The 18,373-nt window shown below is 71.0% G+C and carries 10 protein-coding genes and 1 pseudogene; 4 read left to right on the top strand and 7 right to left on the bottom strand.

What is annotated here, in order from left to right; all coding sequences use genetic code 11:
* Positions 1 to 36: 36 nt before the first annotated feature.
* From ACIQU4_RS07440 to rhaI, 3 genes are all read right to left on the bottom strand, one after another.
* Positions 37 to 1,509: a rhamnulokinase family protein gene (locus ACIQU4_RS07440; RefSeq protein WP_403727038.1), complete on the bottom strand. Its 1,473-nt coding sequence runs from the start codon at positions 1,507 to 1,509 to the stop codon at positions 37 to 39.
* 7 nt (positions 1,510 to 1,516) lie between these two features.
* Positions 1,517 to 3,556 (bottom strand): bifunctional aldolase/short-chain dehydrogenase, encoded by a 2,040-nt coding sequence (locus ACIQU4_RS07435; protein ID WP_403727036.1) that lies wholly within the window; start codon positions 3,554 to 3,556, stop codon positions 1,517 to 1,519.
* A gap of 114 nt (positions 3,557 to 3,670) precedes the next feature.
* Positions 3,671 to 4,837: an L-rhamnose isomerase gene (gene rhaI / locus ACIQU4_RS07430; RefSeq protein WP_403727034.1), complete on the bottom strand. Its 1,167-nt coding sequence runs from the start codon at positions 4,835 to 4,837 to the stop codon at positions 3,671 to 3,673.
* Positions 4,838 to 4,989: 152 nt separating this feature from the next.
* Between rhaI and ACIQU4_RS07425 the strand changes: the two genes are divergently transcribed.
* The gene (locus tag ACIQU4_RS07425) at positions 4,990 to 6,009 is read left to right on the top strand and encodes a LacI family DNA-binding transcriptional regulator (protein ID WP_403727032.1); all 1,020 of its coding nucleotides are present in this window, start codon (positions 4,990 to 4,992) and stop codon (positions 6,007 to 6,009) included.
* Between the two features lie 57 nt (positions 6,010 to 6,066).
* Here the strand turns inward: ACIQU4_RS07425 and ACIQU4_RS07420 are convergent.
* Positions 6,067 to 6,272: pseudogene (locus ACIQU4_RS07420) on the bottom strand (LuxR C-terminal-related transcriptional regulator); the annotation flags it as partial.
* Between the two features lie 689 nt (positions 6,273 to 6,961).
* Here ACIQU4_RS07420 and ACIQU4_RS07415 point away from each other — a divergent pair.
* Positions 6,962 to 7,108: a hypothetical protein gene (locus ACIQU4_RS07415; RefSeq protein ID WP_403727759.1), complete on the top strand. Its 147-nt coding sequence runs from the start codon at positions 6,962 to 6,964 to the stop codon at positions 7,106 to 7,108.
* A gap of 502 nt (positions 7,109 to 7,610) precedes the next feature.
* Here ACIQU4_RS07415 and ACIQU4_RS07410 read toward each other — a convergent pair.
* Positions 7,611 to 12,107, bottom strand: a complete 4,497-nt coding sequence (locus ACIQU4_RS07410) for an AAA family ATPase (protein ID WP_403727031.1) — start codon at positions 12,105 to 12,107, stop codon at positions 7,611 to 7,613.
* Positions 12,104 to 12,985: a hypothetical protein gene (locus ACIQU4_RS07405; RefSeq protein ID WP_403727029.1), complete on the bottom strand. Its 882-nt coding sequence runs from the start codon at positions 12,983 to 12,985 to the stop codon at positions 12,104 to 12,106. The genes ACIQU4_RS07410 and ACIQU4_RS07405 overlap by 4 nt, the downstream gene beginning before the upstream one ends.
* A 229-nt stretch (positions 12,986 to 13,214) precedes the next feature.
* Here ACIQU4_RS07405 and ACIQU4_RS07400 point away from each other — a divergent pair, with 229 nt between their 5' ends.
* Together ACIQU4_RS07400 and ACIQU4_RS07395 are read left to right on the top strand one after the other, a co-directional pair.
* Entirely contained in the window at positions 13,215 to 13,631 is a 417-nt protein-coding gene (locus ACIQU4_RS07400; protein ID WP_403727027.1) for a hypothetical protein, read from the top strand.
* A 328-nt stretch (positions 13,632 to 13,959) separates the two neighbouring features.
* Positions 13,960 to 14,088: a hypothetical protein gene (locus ACIQU4_RS07395; RefSeq protein ID WP_403727025.1), complete on the top strand. Its 129-nt coding sequence runs from the start codon at positions 13,960 to 13,962 to the stop codon at positions 14,086 to 14,088.
* Positions 14,089 to 14,132: 44 nt separating this feature from the next.
* On the opposite strand, the gene cas3 is transcribed toward ACIQU4_RS07395, so the two are convergent.
* A complete protein-coding gene (gene cas3, locus ACIQU4_RS07390; protein WP_403727023.1) occupies positions 14,133 to 16,922 on the bottom strand; it encodes a CRISPR-associated helicase Cas3' in 2,790 nt (929 codons plus the stop codon).
* Positions 16,923 to 18,373: the final 1,451 nt, after the last annotated feature.

Raw genomic sequence — 18,373 nt, 5'->3', positions numbered from 1 at the left:
GGGAGGTGACACCACGTCCATGCCGTGCGGCTCAGGTCAGGCGAGCCCCACACGGGCGGCGGCGACGTCCCACGCGCCGATGTCTCCGGCGGGCTCGTAGCGCCGCAGGCGCTGGGTGCGGGCGACCAGGCGACGCATGGCGCCGCGGTCCTCGACCAGGCCGTGGGTGCGGGCCTGGACGAGGATGTTGCCGATGGCGGTGGCCTCGGCGGGGCCGGCGATGACGGGCAGGCCGGTGGCGTCGGCGGTGAGCCGGCACAGCAGGGCGTTGCGGCTGCCGCCGCCGACGAGATGCACGGCGCGGATCGCGCGGCCGGTCAAATGAACGGCCTGAAACAGGGTGTGACGGTGCGCCAAGGCCAGGCTCTCCAGGATGCAGCGGACGACGGCGCCCTGGTCCTCGGGCAGGTGCTGGCCGGTGCGGGCGCAATGCTCGGCGAGGCGGGCCGGCAGGTCGCCGGGGGCTAGGAACTCGGGGGCGCCGGGGTCGACGAGCGCCGCGAACGGGCGGGCGGCGGCGGCGCGTTCGAGCAGCTCGGGCAGGTGGTGCGCCTCGCCACGGGCGCGCCAGGTGCGCTGGCTCTCGCTGAGTAGCCAGAGGCCCATGACGTTGCGCAGGTAGCGGACGGTGCCGTCGATACCGAGTTCGTTGGTGAAGTTGGCGGCGTGCGAGGCGTTGGTGAGGACGGGCGCGTCGAGTTCGAGGCCGGCGAGCGACCAGGTGCCGCAGGAGATGTAGGCGAAGTCCTCGGTGCCGGCGGGGACGGCCGCGACCGCGGAGGCGGTGTCGTGGGAGGCAACCGCGACTACGGGCGTGTCGGGGCGCAGGCCGGTGGCGGCGGCGACGTGCGAAAGGACGGTGCCGGCGTGGTCGCCGGGGCGGCGCAGTGCGGGCAGGAGGGCCGGGTCCAGGTTGAGCGCGGCGAGGACCGGGGCGGACCAGGAGCCGGTGCGGGCGTCGTACAGGCCCGTGGTGGAGGCATTGGTGACCTCTGCGCCGACGGTGCCGGTGAGCCAGTGGGTGATCAGGTCGGGCAGCAGGAGCAGGGTGCGGGCGCGGTCGAGGTGCTTCTCGGCGGCGAGCTGGAAGATCGTGTTGAACGGCAGGTGCTGAAGGCCGGTGATCCGGTACAGCTCACGGGCCGGGAGGCGGCACCAGACGGCCTGGACGGCGGCGGCGCCGCGTGGGTCGCGGTAGTGGAACGGATTGCCTAGGAGCGCGCCGTCGGCGTCGAGGAGCCCGTAGTCGACGGCCCAGCTGTCGATGCCGACGGAGGCGAGGTCCCAGCGCGCGGCGGCCTCGCGGAAGCCGTCCAGGACGCCTTGGTACAGGCCGAGGGCGTTCCAGTGCAACCCGTCCGGGAGTTGGACGGGAGTGTTGTCGAAGCGGTGGGTCTCGGTGAGGTCGAGGCGGTCACGGCCGACCCGGCCGACGAGCACCCGTCCGCTGGTGGCGCCGAGGTCCGCCGCGGCGAAGGCGGCCGGGGGGTGTGGGGTGCGGGGCGTCACGGCCGCCTCAGCGCAGGAAGGCCGCGGCGACGCCGGCGTCGACGGGGATGTGGAGGCCGGTGGTGTGGGTGAGGTCTCCGCCGGTGAGGGCGAAGACGGCGGCGGCGACGTGCTCGGGCAGCACCTCGCGCTTGAGGAGGGTGCGCTGGGCGTAGAACGCGCCGAGCTGCTCCTCCGCGATGCCGTAGGTGGCGGCGCGCTGGGCGCCCCAGCCGCCGGCGAAGATGCCCGAGCCGCGGACCACGCCGTCCGGGTTGACGCCGTTGACGCGGATTCCGTGTTCACCCAACTCGGCGGCGAGTAGCCGAACTTGGTGGGCCTGGTCGGCCTTGGTGGCGGAGTACGCGATGTTGTTGGGGCCGGCGAAGACCGCGTTCTTCGAGGCGATGTAGACGAGGTCGCCGCCCAGGCCCTGCCGGATCATGGTGCGGGCGGCCTCCCGGGAGACGAGGAAGGAGCCGCGGGCCATGATGGCGTGCTGCCGGTCCCAGTCATCGGCGGTGGTCTCCAGCAGCGGCTTGGAGATGGAGATGCCCGCGTTGTTGACCACCAGGTCGACACCGCCGAAGGCGAGGACCGCGGTGCGGAACGCCTCGGCGATCTGCTCCTCGGAGGTGACGTCGACGGTGACGGCCACGGCCCGGTCCGGGCCGCCGAGTTCGTCGGCGACGGCCCGGGCGGTGGCGGCGTTGACGTCGGCGACGACGACGCAGGCGCCCTCGGCGGCCAGGCGGTGCGCGATGGCCTTGCCGATGCCGGAGCCGGCGCCGGTGACCAGGGCGACGCGGGTGTCCAGCGGTTTGGGCGCGGACATCCGCCGCAGCTTCGCCTCTTCCAGTGCCCAGTACTCGATGGCGAACTTCTCGCACTCCTCGATCGGGGCGTAGCCGGAGACCGCCTCCGCGCCGCGCATCACGTTGATCGCATTGAGGTAGAACTCGCCGGCCACGCGGGCGGTCTGCTTGTCCCTGCCAAAGGAGAACATGCCGACGCCCGGGACCAGGACGATCGCCGGGTCGGCGCCGCGCATGGGGGGCGAGTCCGCGGTGGCGTACCGCTCATAGTAGGCCCGGTAGCCGGCCCGGTAGTCGGTGTGCAGCTCCCGCAGGCGGGCGATCATCTCGTCCAGGGGCGCGGTGGCGGGCAGGTCGAGGACCAGCGGGGCGACCTTGGTGCGCAGGAAGTGGTCGGGGCAGGAGGTGCCGAGGGCGGCCAGGCGGGGATGCTCGGCGCGGGCGAGAAAGTCCAACACGGGCTCGGCGTCGGTGAAGTGGCCGACCTGCGGGAGGTCGGTGGAGGCCAGACCGCGGATGACGGGGGCGAGCGAGGCGGCGCGCCAGCGGCGTTCGGCCTCTGGCAGGGCTTGGTAGCCGTCAAGCTGCGGGCCGAACGGCTCGGCCTTGCCGTGCCGGTCCAGGAAGGCCTCGGCGGTGCGGATGATGTGCAGGGCGTTGGCCTCGCACTCCTCGCTGGTGGCGCCCCAGGCGGTGATGCCGTGACCGCCGAGGACGCAGCCGACGGCCTGCGGGTGGGTCCGATTGATCTCGGCGATTTCCAGGCCGAGTTGGAAGCCGGGGCGGCGCCAGGGCAGCCACGGCACGGCGTCGCCGAAGCAGGCGGCGGTGAGCCTTTCGCCGTCGGCGGCGGTGGCGAGCGCGATGCCGGAGTCGGGGTGCAGGTGGTCGACGTGCGCGGCGTCGACCAGACCGTGCATGGCGGTGTCGATGGACGGAGCCGCGCCGCCATTGCCGTGCAGGCAGTACTCGAACGCGGCGACCATCTCGTCCTCCTGTTCCACGCCCGGGTAGGTGTTGGCGAGGGCGCGCAGGCGGTCCAGTCGCAGCACGGCCAGGCCCGCCTCGGCGAGGGTGCCGAGGTCGCCGCCGGAGCCCTTCACCCACATCAGGTCGACGGGCTGCCCGGTGACGGGGTCGGTGGCTGCGCCCTTGGCAGAGGTGTTGCCGCCGGCGTAGTTGGTGTTGCGCGGATCCGATCCGAGCCGGTGGGAGCGGGCGAGGAGGGCGGCGACGACGGGGTGCTGGGCCATGGCGGGAGCAGCTTCCTTGTCTGGTGGCGGTGGCGCTCTCGTAGGGGTGCGCGAGGAGGGTGCGGGCCGGCCCGTGGGTACGAGGTGGTGCGGCCGGCTCGCGTGGCGGACGGGTCAAGCCCCCCATCCGGCCTGGGCGCCGCCGACCCGCTCGGCGACGATCTTCTCGGCCCAGCCGCCGGCCCGGTAGGCCGCGACCGGGTTCGGGTCTCGCCCGGCCTCGGCGCGGACCTCGGCCAGCAGCGGACGGACGTCGGTGGCGTAGGCGTCCATCAGCACCTCGTTGGCACCGAGTACATCGCCCGCGTTCTGAGCGGCCGTCAGGGCCGAGCGGTCGACCAACAGGGCCTTGGCCGTGGCCTCCTGGACGTTCATCACCGAGCGGATGATCGCAGGGATCTTCGCCTCGATGTTGTGACACTGGTCGAGCATGAACGCGACGCCGGCCTCGGGGGCGAAGCCGCCGTTCCCGGCGACCTCGTGCAGGATCCGGAACAGCTGGAACGGATCGGCGGCGCCGACCATCAGGTCGTCGTCCGCGTAGAAGCGGGAGTTGAAGTCGAAGCCGCCGAGCTTCCCCTCGCGCAGCAGGAACGCGACGATGAACTCGATGTTGGTGCCGGGGGCGTGGTGGCCGGTGTCGACGACGACCGCGGCCCTGGGCCCGAGCCGCAGGCAGTGCGCGTACGCGGTGCCCCAGTCCGGGACGTCCGTGGTGTAGAACGCGGGCTCGAACAGCTTGTACTCCAGCAGGATCCGCTGGTCATCGCCGAGCCGCCCGTACACCTCTGACAGGGCGTCGGATAGGCGTCGTTGGCGGGCCGAAATGTCGTCCTGGCCGGGGTAGTTGGTGCCGTCGGAGAACCATAGCTTGAGGTCGCGCGAGCCGGTGGCGTCCATGATGTCGACGCATTCCAGCAGGTGGTCGAGAGCCTTGCGGCGCACCCGCGGGTCCGGATGGGTGACGGAGCCGAGCTTGTAGTCCTCGTCCTGGAAGACGTTCGCGTTGATCGCGCCGATCTCCAGCCCAAGCTCGCGGGCGTGGGCGGACAGCGCGCCATAGTCCTCGACCCGGTCCCAGGGAATGTGCAGCGAGACCTTCGGGGCGACGCCGGTGGCGGCGTGCACCTGGGCCGCGTCGGCGAGCTTCTCGAACGGGTCGCGCGGCACGCCGGGTTGGGCGAAGACTTTGAAGCGGGTTCCCGAGTTCCCGTAGCCCCACGAGGGCGTCTCGATGCGCTGGGCCCGAAGGGCGTCCTTCACGGCGGATCGGTCGGCCACCGGAGCACCTCCCACGATCTGAATCGTTTCAGCCAGACGGTAGGTGGGACCGCGGGAAGCGTCAAGGCACCGGCGTGGAGCTGTTGGTGTGATGTCGTAACCTGACCTCCGGGTCGGCCGTCGGAGCCGGTGAAACTTTTCAATGGTGGGACATGGGCGGCGCGGCGAGCATCAAGGACGTGGCACGGACGGCCGGTGTGTCGGTCGGCACGGTCTCCAACGTGATCAACCGGCCGGAGACGGTCGGCGAGGAGACCAGGGCCAGGGTCCGGGCCGCGATCGACCGGCTCGGCTACGTACGCAGCGAGTCAGCGCGCCAACTGCGCTCCGGCAGCAGCCGGATCATCGGTCTGCTGGTCCTCGACCTGGGCAACCCGTTCTTCGTCTCCGTGGCGCGCGGGGCCGAACAGGCGGCGCGCGCGGCGGGCCTGGGTGTGATGGTCTGCAACAGCGCTCAGCGGCTCGCCGACGAGGCGGACTACCTCGCCCTCTTCGCGGAGCAGCGGGTGCGCGGGGTGCTGCTGACCCCGGCCGACGCGGAGGGGTCGGGAGCGGCGGCGCTCCGTCGCGGCGGCGTGCCCTTCGTGCTGGTGGACCGGCTCGCCCCGGGGCTGGAGGCCTGCTCGGTGTCGGTGGACGACGTCGGGGGCGGCGCCCTGGCGGCCGGGCACCTGCTGGCGAGCGGCCACCGACGGATCGCGTTCGCGGGCGGCCGCCACCGGCTGCAGCAGGTCGCCGACCGTCGCAGCGGCGCGCTGCAGGCGCTGGCCGGCCGCGACGCCGTCCTGCTGGACCTGGAGGTGGACGGGCTGGACGTGGCGGCGGGCCGCGACGCCGGCGCCCGCCTGCTGGGGATGCTGCCGAGACCGACCGCGGTGTTCTGCGCGAACGATCTGCTGGCCCTCGGGATGCTGCAGGCCGCGTTCGCCGCGAGCCTGCGGGTACCCGAGGACCTCGCGATCGTCGGCTACGACGACATCGAGTTCGCCGCGGCGGCCGCGGTGCCGCTGACCTCGGTGCGCCAGCCCGCGGAGGCGATGGGGCGGACGGCGGCCGAGATGCTCGCCGAGGAGACCGGCCTGGGCGGCGCGGCCCACCGGCACCGACAAGTCGTGTTCGAGCCGGAGCTGGTGGTGCGGCGTTCGACGCTGGTCGTGCCGCTGCCCGGCTGAGCGTGGCGTTGCTGTGCCCGCGCGACTGCCGTCGGTGCGGCACCTCGACGGCGGGGCCGGGGCGACCAGGCCGGTCTCGTAGGCGAGGACGACGGCTTGGGCGCGTTCGCGCAGGCCGAGGTCGGCGAGGATGCGGACGACGTGGGTCTTGACGGTGACTTCGGAGAGGGTGAGGTGGGTGGCGAGTTCGGCGTTGCCATGCCACGGGCGAGGAGTTCGAGCACCTCGCGTTCGCAGGCGGTGAGGGTACCGAGGGCGCTGTGCCGACAGGCCCCATCGATCCGTTCCGTCCGGGCCAGGATCATGCTCTGAGGCGACCCCACGTGCCGACGTAGTTCCCGTACGACGTGGGCACGAGCATGCCGTGGGATCCCGCCGCCTCGGCCTCCTTCGCAGTCCGCACCATGTGGTGCACGGTGGGCAGGTCTCCCTCCGGCGGCCACGTGCCGACCTGGGCGATATCGGGCCCGGTGACCAGGAAGTTGTAGAGCCAACGAGGATCGGTCAGCCATGCCGTTCTTCCAGAGGTACGGGCCGGGACAGATTCAGGGCGCCGGTGAAAGCGGGGATCCGCGCGGTAGCGCGCCGCCGCCTCGCGGCACAGCGTGGAGGCGTGGGCGGCCGGCAGCGACGGGGCGACGCGTTCAGCGCGGCGGCCTGGCCCACCGTGAGCCACATGACGCCCTACCCACGGTCCACGGCTGTCTGGCGGTCGAGATGTCTGTGCCACGGAGTCAGCATCGCATCCCCAAAACCGGCGCAACTCTGCAATTCCGACAGGGGCTTCCCACCCGCCTCCGGAGGGGCCCAGGGGATCGGTTCCGGCCTTGTGGTGGCCGGGCACACTCGGGTGGGGTTGATTGTGATGACGCGCCACATATCCCGTCGACCTGCGGACTTCTACGTTGTGGCCACACCCGACGTCCCCGCAGACACCCTGGAAGTGGTGCACATGGCCTCCACCGCAGCCGACCCGCAGGCTCCATCCGGAATCCGGCGCATCGTTGCCGCCAGTCTCATCGGGACCACCATCGAGTGGTACGACAACTCATCCGATCAGGGCTACGACCTGCGGCTTCTCGCCGTCCACCTCGCCTGAACCAGCACCAAACCAGCACGGGATCCGAAGTGGGCCTCTCACCCTTCGCCGCGACACCACAACTGCGTCTCCGCCAAGGACATCAACAAGGCAGCCTCCGTCACTCTCTGTAAGACAAGAGCCCGAGAGCTCGAGTAGCGCCGGAGTCAATGTGGCCCCACCAGGAGCGCGGTTGCCCGGTGACCCGTGCGACAGCGATCGCGTCGGCGGGTGGGAATACCGGGCCCGGCGAGGCAGGCGCGTGCAGGCACGCCGCGCTTGCCCGCACGGAGGCAGCCCCCGTGCGGGACCCGACCAACCCCCAGGGGCGCCACACCGAACGCTCGGCGCTGGAGGTCGCGACATGGCAGAGGAGTTGGACTGTCAGTAAGGGCCGATATTCATGGGATTGCGACGAGCCTCGGATCCCATTCAGAATATTGAGGCACAAAACCGTGACACCGTCGCCCGGCAACGGAATACCGTCCGACCCCTGCTCCGAGGGCCGTGCCGCCGCGGGCGGTCAGCGTCGTACCGCCACCATCGCCGTTCCCGCCGGACCGCCGAAGGCGATCATGGGGGCCTTCCTCCCTGCCGGCCCGTCGGCGGGCAGGACGCAGATGGACGTGAGCCCGGTGCCCGTGACCAGGCGGGCCAGCTCCTCTCCGGTCCAGGGGTCCCAAAGGCGCACGGTGGTGTCCTGGCCGCCCGCGGTGACGAGGAGCGGCTGCGAGGCGGGCGACGGCCGCAGGAGGGCCATCGCGGAGACCGGCCCGCGGTGGCCCTTGAGGACGGGGTACGCCTCCTGCTTCGGAGCATCCGGGGACCAAAGCCGGACGGAGCCGTCGGCACCGCCGGTGGCGAGGAGCGCACTGCCGTCCTCCGCCGGGCAGACGGCGAGTGAGGTGGTGGAGCCGATGTACGGGGGCAGGCGGCGGTGCGAGGGTTCCCCGACGCGGCAGAACCGTACGGCGAAGCCCGAGGCGTATGCGACGAGCGGACCGGAGGCGGTCGGCAGCACGGACAGGCAGCGGACCGCCTCGTTGCTGCTCAGGGGTGCGCAGTACCGCTCGCCGGTGGCGAGGTACTGGTAGCTGATGACCCTCAGGCTCGTGGCACTGACGAGCACGGCGCGGTCCGCGTCATCGGCAAAGAACGTGGCAAGTGCGCGCACCCTCGTCGACGGCCCGCCCTCTCTCGCGAGGAGGGTCCAGCCGTCCCGTCCGTCCCAGCGCCCGATGACGCCACCCCGCAGACCGGCGATGACGGAGGCGGATCCGTCGCTCCACGTGTGTGTGGCGAGCGCCGTCAGCTCGCCCGCGTTCCAGTCGGCGGGCCACACCACGCGGTGCAGCACGTCTCCGGTAGACGCGGACCGGAATTCGAGGCCGGACGACGGAGCCGGCCCCAGGAGCATCGCCCCGTCTCCTGCTTCGGCCGCCACCGCCAGGTGCGAACCGTCACCGCTCTCCTCGAGGTGGGACTCCCACCTCGACATGAGCGACTCGGGATTCCAGATCCGCACGGTCCGGTCGGCGGACCCGGACGCCACGAGGGGTGTCCGGGCTCCCCTGTCGATGACGGCGATCCCCTTGACGCGCTTCGTGTGATCGGAGGTGGCTGCGTACGTCTCCACCCCGTCCTCGGGGTCCCGGAGACGGACGGGCCCGCCGTGCACCCCGCCGAGTGCGAGCAGTGTTCCGAGCAGGGGATGGGGGTAGAGCCCGATGGACGCCGCGGGCTGTGGGATGCGGGCGGCCTTGTTCTCGGCCCCGGTGAAAGGATCGTAACTGCGAACGTTCTGCGTCGACTTGAAGACCACCGTGAGCCGGGGCTGTCCGTCGGAGGTCTTGAACAGGGCGAGTGCGGCCACACCCTTGCCCGGGCCCTTCACCGAGGTCACGACACGGAACGAGTCGGCGTCCATCACGGCGACCGTGCCGTCATCACCGCCTGCGGCGAGCATCGTCGTGCCCAAGCCGAGCGGAAGCACGGCCAGTGCCCTGACCGGTCCGCATCCGAGACCTTCGAGTGTCAGGCGGGACAGTACCCGTCCCGTGGCGGGATCGCAGACGATCAGTCCGTCCGTCGTTCCGACGGCCAGCCGGGCCTGCCCGTCCGGCGCGGTGAACTCGGCCAGCGCATACACCGGTTCCGATATCGGGAAGTGGGTGACGTCGCCCGTCTGTGGATCGAGGGTCCAGACGCCGCCGGCGCAGCCGACCGCGAGCAGAGGCTGTCCGCCGGGGCCGCTCAGCACGGCCAGCGCACGGGCGTAGGGCCCGCGGCGGGTGGGCTGTCCGAACTCCGCGCCGGTCAGCGGGTCCCATACGGAGACCTCACCGTCCTGGTCTCCCGCCGCGACCAGGGGACTGCCGTCGGGCAGGGTGAAGGAGACGAGCGAGGAGAGGTCGGCCCGGGTCCGGCCCAGGATGTTGCCGGGTACCCGCAGCCGGTTCCACCGGGGGGTGATGCCGGACGTGTATCCGCCTTCCCGCGTACCGGCTTCGGCCGGGACTGAGTCCCGTTCCAGGTCCGAAGCCAGGGCGCACAGCCGCAGGCTGTCGGCCCGGGCGGCGACACCGGCATCGGCGAGGAAGGGTTCGAGGCGGGCCCAGGAGGCCACGTACACGGACTCGGCATCGGCGTCGGCCGGAAGGCCGAGAGAGGCCTGGACCGTGCGGCTCGTCTCCCACGGCAGGAACCGCCGGGGCACGTACCGGTCGTCGAGCAGCCCGGCGGCAGCGGCGTGCGCGACCAGGTGGCGCCGTAGGTACGGGGGCGGGGCCTGATCCGGTGAGGCCGGGAGCAGCAGTCCGAAGGCCGAGGCCAGCCTCGCGTGTTCGGTCGGGTTTCCGTCGGCGGCGAGGCCTTCCGGTGCCGCCTGCTCGGGTGCTCCGAGCAGGGTGTGGGGTGAGTCCCGGAGGGTTTCGCCGATGCGTTCGTGGATCGGGCGGTACACGGTCCGGCCGTCCTCGACGGCGGTGGTCAGATAGCCGCTGAGGCGGCTGTCCAAGACCTGGCGGATGACCGCGTCCGGGTCGTGGACCGCACTGGGGGACAGCGCTTCCACCGCGGCGGGCCAGATGTCGGACCAGGGGAGCCCCGCCCCACGAGCGAACGCCGAAGCACGCAGCGCGGTCATCAGATGTTCGGCCGGGGCGCCGTCGGAACGGGCCACCTCGGCCAGGTCCTCACGCAGGAGGGCCTCGGTCCCCTGGCGCAGGGTCCGGCGCCACTCGGGATCCTCGGGGTCGGGCAGGACGCACAACGCTCGCAGGCGTTCGGCGGCGATACGGGCGTCCAGGAAGGACGGGGACACCTCCTGGGCCATCGCCTCGGCCAGCTCGTGGTGGCGGGCAGGGTCCGGGACCGACGTGGAGTCGTCCTGGCCTTCGAAGGGGGCCTGGAGCAGAGCGCCTACGTAAGCGGCGATGTCCGGGGCGGTGGCACCGGCGTCGTCCGTGCGGATCGGCTCCCCGGAGTGCGTGGCCCGGACGAGCAGGCTGAGCAGGTCCGAGGGAGCGGGGGCGCCGGCGGCGGTGCTGCCGGCCGACGGGTCGCCCCCGGAGCTGCGGATGCCGAGCAGCAGCCGGACGGCGGGCTGCTCGGTCTCGGCTCCCTCCATGCGCAGGTCGGTGAGGGGGCGCAGGAGGTCGGTGATGACGCGCGTCGGGTTCCGGGCCTCGTCGATGCCGTCCACCACGAGGGTCAGCGCACCTCCGCGATGCCGGGCGGTGTCGCGTACGAGCCTGCGCAGTCGGGTCAGGGGCCCGGCGTCCTTGTCCACGGCGGTTCCGGCGGCGGGCGCCGGGCCGCAGACGCCGCCGAGTGCCTCGTACAGGGCCTGGGCGAGCTCGTCCGGGTCCGAGTTCCGGGCGAGCACGGCCGCGTCCACGGAGCCTTCGGGTACGTCGAGTTCCTCGGGGAGGGCGGCGAGGAGGGGACCGTAGGTCTCGTCGGCCCGGAACCCGGCGTCGCTGAGGGTCACGATGCGGGCGAGGAGGGCGGACTTCCCGGAGCCGGCCTCGCCGGTGACGACGAGTACGCCTTCGTCGCCGCCCAGGAACGCGAGCATGCGCTTGACCAAGGTGGTCCGGCCGGTGAAGTACCAGCCCGGCGTGCGGGCCCCGGTCTCGCCGGAGGCGCGCGAGACCCAGTACCTGTCGAGTTCGGTCCGGGTCCACCCGACCTGGCTGACGGAGGCGTCGAGCACCGGTTCGACCCCCGCGTAGCCGGGGTTGGGGAGGCAGGGGCTCGGCTGCTGCTGTGCTTGCTGGACCGTGGCGGAGGGGGTGGGCCAGATGTCGTGGAGGTCGGCCATGGTGTCGCCGTCGAAGACCTTGCCGACGATGCCCTGCCAGTCCTGCCAGCTGAGGTGGGGTTCGGCAAAACCGTTGGCTTCGTCGGCGCAGTGCTCGTGGGCGGCCCGCAGAAGGTTGGTGAACTGACCGAGACGAGGCCTGCTCTCGTCGTCTCCGGCGGCGAGCACGACGAGCGAGCCGAGTGCGCGGCGTTCCCTGCGGAGCGCCTTCAGCTTGTGCTTGATCTCGGCTTCGAGCCGGCCGGAGAAGCAGGAGTCCACGATGACGAGCACGTGTGTGGCCCGGGAGTCCAGCACGGTCGTGATCAGGTCCGCGGTGGGGAACGCGGTGCTGAGCGGCCTTTTCTTGTCGGAAGCCGGCAGGCGCAGGAAGTGCTGGGGGGAGTTGTCGGGGGCCAGGCCGTGACCGGTGATGTAGACGACGAGGGCCTCATCGTCGTCCACATCGGCGAGTTCCTCGTCGAAGAGGAAGTCTCGGAGGTCGCGCAGTCTGTGGAGCTGTTTGGGACGGGAGGCCGTGAAACGGCGGCTGTCCTCGAGGACGGGGCTGGCCCACCACCCTTCGACGGTGGCCACCTGGGCCGAGATGCCCGCGCTGAATTCCTGCTGGTCGACCAGCCTGTCGTCGTCGTACTCGGTGACCGCGATGACGACCAGGCGGCGGGTGAACGTCTTCGGGGCCGGCACGCGCGTCACCGCGGGCCGCCTGCCACCGCGTGGGCGACGGGTTCGGTGCGGAGGTAGCGCACGGCGCTGTGCGGGTCCCCGATGCCGTTCTTGACCCCCACGTCGGTGAGGTTCCGTGCTGCCGCGGCCAGGCCGGCGCCGCCGGTGATGAAGTCGTCGGGATCGTAGACGTTGATCCACCTGATGGGGTCGGGGAGTCCCAGGCGCTCGCCGTTCGCGATCCCCATCAGCCGGCGTACCGAGGGGATCCCCAGGGGGGAGCCGCAGGTGACGAGGGTGTGGACGGCGGGTCCGTGGGCGCCGCGTGCGGATCCCACGTCCTGGTGGCGGAAAAGGTCATAGGCGATGACACTGCCGAGGGAATGCCCGATGACCACCGAGGTGGCGGAGGTGAAGTCCTCCCGGACGAGGGCCCGGACCTTCGTCGCCAGGTCCGGCTCCGTCAGGTACAGGCGGACTTCTCGCATGGACCGGACGAAGAGCTGCGCGCCCCCGCGGGCGAAGCGGCGGTCGTATGCCATGGCGAGGCGGGTGATGCGCGGTGACCACAACTTCGGGGGGCCGAGGGTGGCCAGTGTCTGTTCCTCGGCGAAGGCCAGGTCCTCGGGGCGGACCACGTCACGGAGGGCGTCGGCGACGAACTCCTCTTCCTCGGCGGCCATCAGCACGGACTCCCCGAACGGATCGTCCTCCGGTCCCAGGCGGTCCGTGCCCTTGATCACCAGTGGTGTCCAGTGCGGCATGTGAAGCGTGGGGGTCTGGCCGGGCCGGCCGGTGAACTCCTTGATGCCGCGCTGGAGCGCCTTTCCCCAGTCCTCGGTCAACTGCCGCCGGGAGGACCCGGCCTGCCCGATCCCGTGCACCCCGACGATCTGTACCGCTTGCACACGCTCCCCCTCCAGCTGAACTCTCGCCCGCAATTCTCTCAGGGCCCGCAGAGCCACCCCGACCCGGCCAAGCACATGGCCCGCCGCAATGGGCCGCACAGTGGGCCGGAGCCCTGGAGAGCGGCGGCCGGTTGGAGCGGCGCTTCCGTAGGATCACGTCATGACTGCCGATACCCCGCTCACCCGAGAGTCCTTCCGGCGCCTTCACCCGATGGGCACGCCCCGGCCCATGTCTCAGCTGCCGGATCGTGTCTGGGCCGAAGAGGACTGGGACCGGATCCGCCTCGGATACCGATCCCAGAGCATGGACGAGAAGTGGAACGTCTTCGCCGAAGGCGATGTCCTCTTCATACACCGGAGTTGGACCGGCCGCGGCATCTACGAGGCCTCCTTCGCCCCCGCAGCCGGTGGCGGGAGGAGGATCGCCTCCGCTGTGGTGGAGGCCGACGGGGAGCGCTATCGGAGTGCGGGAGACGCGTACGACTGCCTGATGATGGAGCTGGTCGTCAGCGCGATCGTCCTTGGTGAGCCGGCCGTCGAACTACGCTCTGGTCTCGTGGAGTTGAGCGCCAGGGCTTCGGGGAAGGGCGATCCTCCCGCAGGTGTGGTGGAACACAGCGTTCTGGGATTGCGCTCTGGATCGTAAATCCTGCGGCCCGGACCGTGCGTACAGCCTGGCGGCGGCCCGCTCGCGAACCTCCTCTACGAGCAGCAGGGCCACCCCGTGCCACCCGTTCACGGGTGATCGCGAGGCGGCTCACGCCCGCCGCTGTCAGGCTGCGGTCACCGGGGAGGACCGACCGCCGCGGCGCCGGCGGACGCTCACCGCGACCGCCGTGAGGGCCTCTTGCTGACCCTGTCCCATCTCCCTACTGAGGTTGCTTTGCCCTGGGAAGCGCATGTTCCGTCGGAGAGCCGGAATGCCACCGAGTAGCCGAGAGGGTAAATTCGAGGCCGCCCGCATCGTGGAGCGTGTGACCGTCCGAAATCTCGCGCCGTACGACAGGTGCATCGAATGCGGCGACTTTCACGACATCAGAACGTCTACCAACGGCCGGTATGACTTCCACCAGGTCGACGACCTGATCAAGACCACCGAATGATCACGACATCACAGAGGCCCTGGGTGCGCCGGGACTTCGGTGTATCAGCGGGTGCGGGTACGGACGAGGCCCAGAAGCACGTCGCTGGTGGTGACGTTCGTGCCGTTGGTGTACGCGCCGGTCACCGCGCTCTGTGGGAGGAGGGCGATGTCCCTGAGAGCAGGCGTCTTCTCCCAGCCGACCGGAATGGTCGTGTCCGGGTCGTTGATCAGGCTGTCGCCCGCGGGAGTGGCGATCCACTGCCGACGGATGGGAATGGTGCGCCGCATCAGACGTCGAATCGTCCTCCGGTCGCCGGGGCGCACCCGGCGCGGGAGGCTGGTGCGTGCGGTGCGCTGAGTGGGGTGGAGCCAGTGCCGGCCGTCCGGGTCGGTCCACACGGGCAAGACGCGGATGCTCGGGTCGCCGAGACGAGTGGTGAGGAGTTCGCTGCTGTACGTCGAGTTCGTGAGGGGGTGCAGGTTCGTCCCGGTCCGGTGCGTGCGTAGAGCGACGAGGTCGGCCAAGGCCTGCTTGGCGTTCTCGTCCGCCCCACGGCGTACGTCGTCAGCGGCGGTGTAGGTGTCGCTGTAGACGGCATCGACGTGGTGCTGGAGTTCCTCGGGGATCGCGATGGGCCCGGTCAGGGTGGCCAGGTGTTCGTGGGTGCGGCGCAGCAGGCTCGCGTCGTACACCTGCCCCCAATGGCGGGGGACGGTCGGCTGTCCTTTGCGGGTGACGGGGGTGAGGACGTGCAGGGTGGGGTGTTCGGCGTACGGAGGTCGGGTCCGGCCTTGGTGGCGGTGGCCTCGGCCGGCGCGCTGCGCCAGGAGTGCGAACGGGGCGAGGTCGGTGATCACGACGTCGAAGTCGACATCGAGACTCTGCTCGGCGACTTGGGTGGTGATGACAACGACGGGCCAGCCGGGCCTCTCGCCGGTGGCGGCGGTCCAGGTGCCGTCCGCTGTCCGGTGCGCGGGGCACACCGGGCCGGTCCACCGTTCGAGCCGGCGGGTGACGCCGTGGCGCTGATGGACGGGCATTCGGGCGTGCAGGATCCGCACGAGAGTACGGCTGCCCTTGTATGCATCGCGCAGGGCCCCCTCGGTCGCCTGGGCATCAGCCACGGTGTTGCACACGATGAGCGCCGCCCCGGGGGTTTCGGAGCCGGTGTGAAGGGGGTCGAGGATGTCAAGGATCAGGCGGGTCCGCTCGATGGAGCCTGCGGACCCCTGGCTCGGTGTGTACGGGTGGGTGCGGATGTCCAAGCGGTGGGCGCGGGGCGAGGAGTAGGGGCCCCCGATGGACGTGGCGCCAGTGGCGTGGTCGGTGTATGTCCACCCGGGGTAGGCCGGGGCGACCGTCTCCAGCGGCGTGTGCCCGGCGCCCCGCCGGTAGGCGTTGAGGAGACTCGTCGCGATCGTCCCGGTGAGCGTCGCGGACAGCACAACGACTGGTACTCCAAGCTGTCCCAGCCACTCCAGCAGAGTCACGGTCAGCGCGTGCCCGTGCGCGTCATAGGCGTGCGCCTCGTCGATGATGACCGTCTTGCCCGACAGGCCCAGCCAGCGCATCGCCATGTACTTGTGGGGTAGGACCGCGCGGACGGCCTGGTCCCAGGTGCCGACGGCGATGCCGGTGAGCAGGCCCCGGTGCGGGCCGCGCAGCCAGTCCGACACCAGGGCCGGGTGTTCCAGGCTGGGGGTGAGGTCCTCGGGCGTGTACTCGGCATCCAGCCAGGCCAGGGAGTGCAGCCGGGCCACAGGGGCTTTGCCCCGGCAGTTGTGGCCGGCATGCCTGACCAGCCGACGGTGCATCGCGTCGGTGGTCGCCATCGTCGGCAGCAGCATCACCAGGCCGCGCGTCCCCGCGGACCGGCCGAGGACCCGCTCAGCGAACAGGGCTATCTCCGTCTTCCCGTCTCCCGGCGCGGCGGTCACCAGGAGCATCCCCGGCCCGTCGACCAAGGCTGGGAACTCACGCTCGATACTGGCCTGCAACGGATAGGGGTCCACACCAGCCAGACCCGGGAACATCTCACCGAACGTACGAGCACGCTGCCAGTCGGGCGGCAGCAGCTGCGCACGGGCCAGCACCCGAGCCCCCGCCCGACGGGCCATCCGCAGATGTCCGTCCCAGTCCCCCGCCACCCAGCGTGTTGTCCGGTGCTGCCGTTGCCGCGCCTTGAGCCACCACGATTGCGACGCCAGCCAGTCCGCCAAAGACACCAGCCCCGTCGTCACCGCCGCGACCGGAGCAGACGCACGTCGCGTCGGCCACACCGGCACACCGAACAACTCTCCCGCCAGGCGCACCATCGCCTCACGCTGCTCATCCCACCCTTGCTCGCCCAGACCTGGGGCCGCAACGATCGGACAGGTCAGCGAGCCATCCTGGTGACTGAGCAGCTCCCCGTACCGACCGTGGTGCCCACCCAGGATTTGCCCCAGCTGCTCGGCGACGAGCCGGGAGGGCCGGCCGTCGAGCGGCAGCCCGTACACGCGATGCAGTAGCTCGGGCAACGCCAGGTGCACCCCGTGGTCGTGATACGGCGTCGACTCACCGGTTGCCGGGAACTCGGGTGTCCCCGACAGCACATCTGCGTCGGCGGCCTGACGCTGAAATACCGGGCTGATCTTCGCCAGATCATGGAGGAACCCGAGACAGACCAGAAGCTGGCGGGTCTCGGACTCACTCATCCCCCAGCCCGCAGCGAGCATTACCCGCTGACGGCCATTGAGATACCGCTCCCACAACACTTCCATGATCGCAGCGGTGTCGACGCCGTGACATCCCACCGGATACGGCCGGTCAAGACCGCGATCCTTCCCCCACAACCGGGGATCCAGACGCATCACCGTGTGCTCCTCCTCAACACCTGCAGAACAGTGCGGCTCCGCGCGGGCGGAGCGATGAGCGGGCCCAGTGCCTTGATCACCACGCAACCGGGTTCAGCTCCGCGTGGGCGGAGCAGACCAGACGGCCGACGTAATGCCTGTCCAGATGACCGGTTCAGCTCCGCGTGGGTGGAACAGACATGGAGGAGCTGGCCCAGACCCCCATCCCCGGCGGTTCAGCTCCGCGTGTGCGGAGCAACTTCGGAAGCTGCGCATTTTTCCCGATGAGGTCCGGTTCAGCTCCGCGTGGGCGGAGCAAACGGCATCGACGGCACAGTCGTCGCCAATCCAAACGGTTCAGCTCCGCACAGGCGGAGCCGAGGCGTTCGCCTTCCACCTCAACCCGCCGACCGGCGGTTCAGCTCCGCGTGGGCGGAGCACGACCGGATGCCGAGCACGAGAATCACCTGGCCGTGCGGTTCAGCTCCGCGTGGGCGGAGCAGGCCTCGGCATTCCCGCCCGTACCCAGGCGTAGAGCGATTCAGCTCCGCGGGGGCAGAGCCGCCACATCTCAGCATTCATAGGGTGGCTCCGCTTTCGGTTCAGCTCCGCGTGGGCAGAGCCGACTTGGTGCAGCTCTGCGACACGTACATCCCGGGCGGTTCAGCTCCGCGTGGGCGGAGCAGACCTTCCGCCACCCGTCCAGTCGCCATGTAAGCACGGTTCAGCTCCGCGTAGGCGTAGCGGACATGAAGGAGAATCTCACGTCAAGAGCGATGGACAGTTCAGCTCAGCTCGGACGGAGCAGACGGTCCGAGTCAAAGCAAGTCCCGTCTCGCCTACGGTTCAGCTCCGCGCGGGCGGAGCAGACGCAGCGATCTGGACGGCGCTCGTCGTCCCGGTCGGTTCAGCTCCGCGCGGGCGGAGCGGACACCCCCGAAGGCGAGGCCCGCGTCGGCTGGTTCGGTTCAGATCCGCGTGGGCGGGGCGGACTTGTAGACAGTCTCCACGATGAACTGGACGGGCGGTTCAGCTCCGCGTGGGCGGAGCAGACTTCCACCTCGACCTGCCGCAGGCCCTGGAGGGCGGTTCAGCTCCGCGCGGGCGGAGCAGACCTCCCCGGTCAGCGGCCGACCCTCGACTACGTCGATTCAGCTCCGCGTGGAGGAGCAGACCCGCGCGGCCGGGACGGGGGACCCCGTGGCCGCGGTTCAGCTTCGCATGGGCGGAGTGGACGCAGCGATCTGGACGGCGCTCGTCGTCCCGGTCGGTTCAGCTCTGCGTGGGCGGAGCAGACCGCCGGACGCCCAGGCACGAGAAGCGGGACGACGGTTCAGCTCCGCGTGGGCGGCGCAGACGAGGCCCACGTGATCGGCATAGGGCTGGAGGGCGGTTCAGCTCCGCGTCGGCGGTGCAGACTCGGCCTTGATGGCCCGGCCGATCGTGGGATGCGGTTCAACTCCGCGTGA

This window comes from Streptomyces sp. NPDC090741, assembly GCF_044769045.1.
GTDB lineage: Bacteria > Actinomycetota > Actinomycetes > Streptomycetales > Streptomycetaceae > Streptomyces.
This window is presented reverse-complemented; position numbering and strand designations above follow the sequence as displayed.

Coding starts and splice junctions, on each gene's coding strand:
- ACIQU4_RS07435 (WP_403727036.1), bottom strand. CDS start 3,556: ATGGCCCAGCACCCCGTCGTCGCCGCCCTCCTCGCCCGCTCCCACCGG.
- ACIQU4_RS07425 (WP_403727032.1), top strand. CDS start 4,990: ATGGGCGGCGCGGCGAGCATCAAGGACGTGGCACGGACGGCCGGTGTG.
- ACIQU4_RS07415 (WP_403727759.1), top strand. CDS start 6,962: ATGGCCTCCACCGCAGCCGACCCGCAGGCTCCATCCGGAATCCGGCGC.
- ACIQU4_RS07400 (WP_403727027.1), top strand. CDS start 13,215: ATGTCTCAGCTGCCGGATCGTGTCTGGGCCGAAGAGGACTGGGACCGG.
- cas3 (WP_403727023.1), bottom strand. CDS start 16,922: ATGCGTCTGGATCCCCGGTTGTGGGGGAAGGATCGCGGTCTTGACCGG.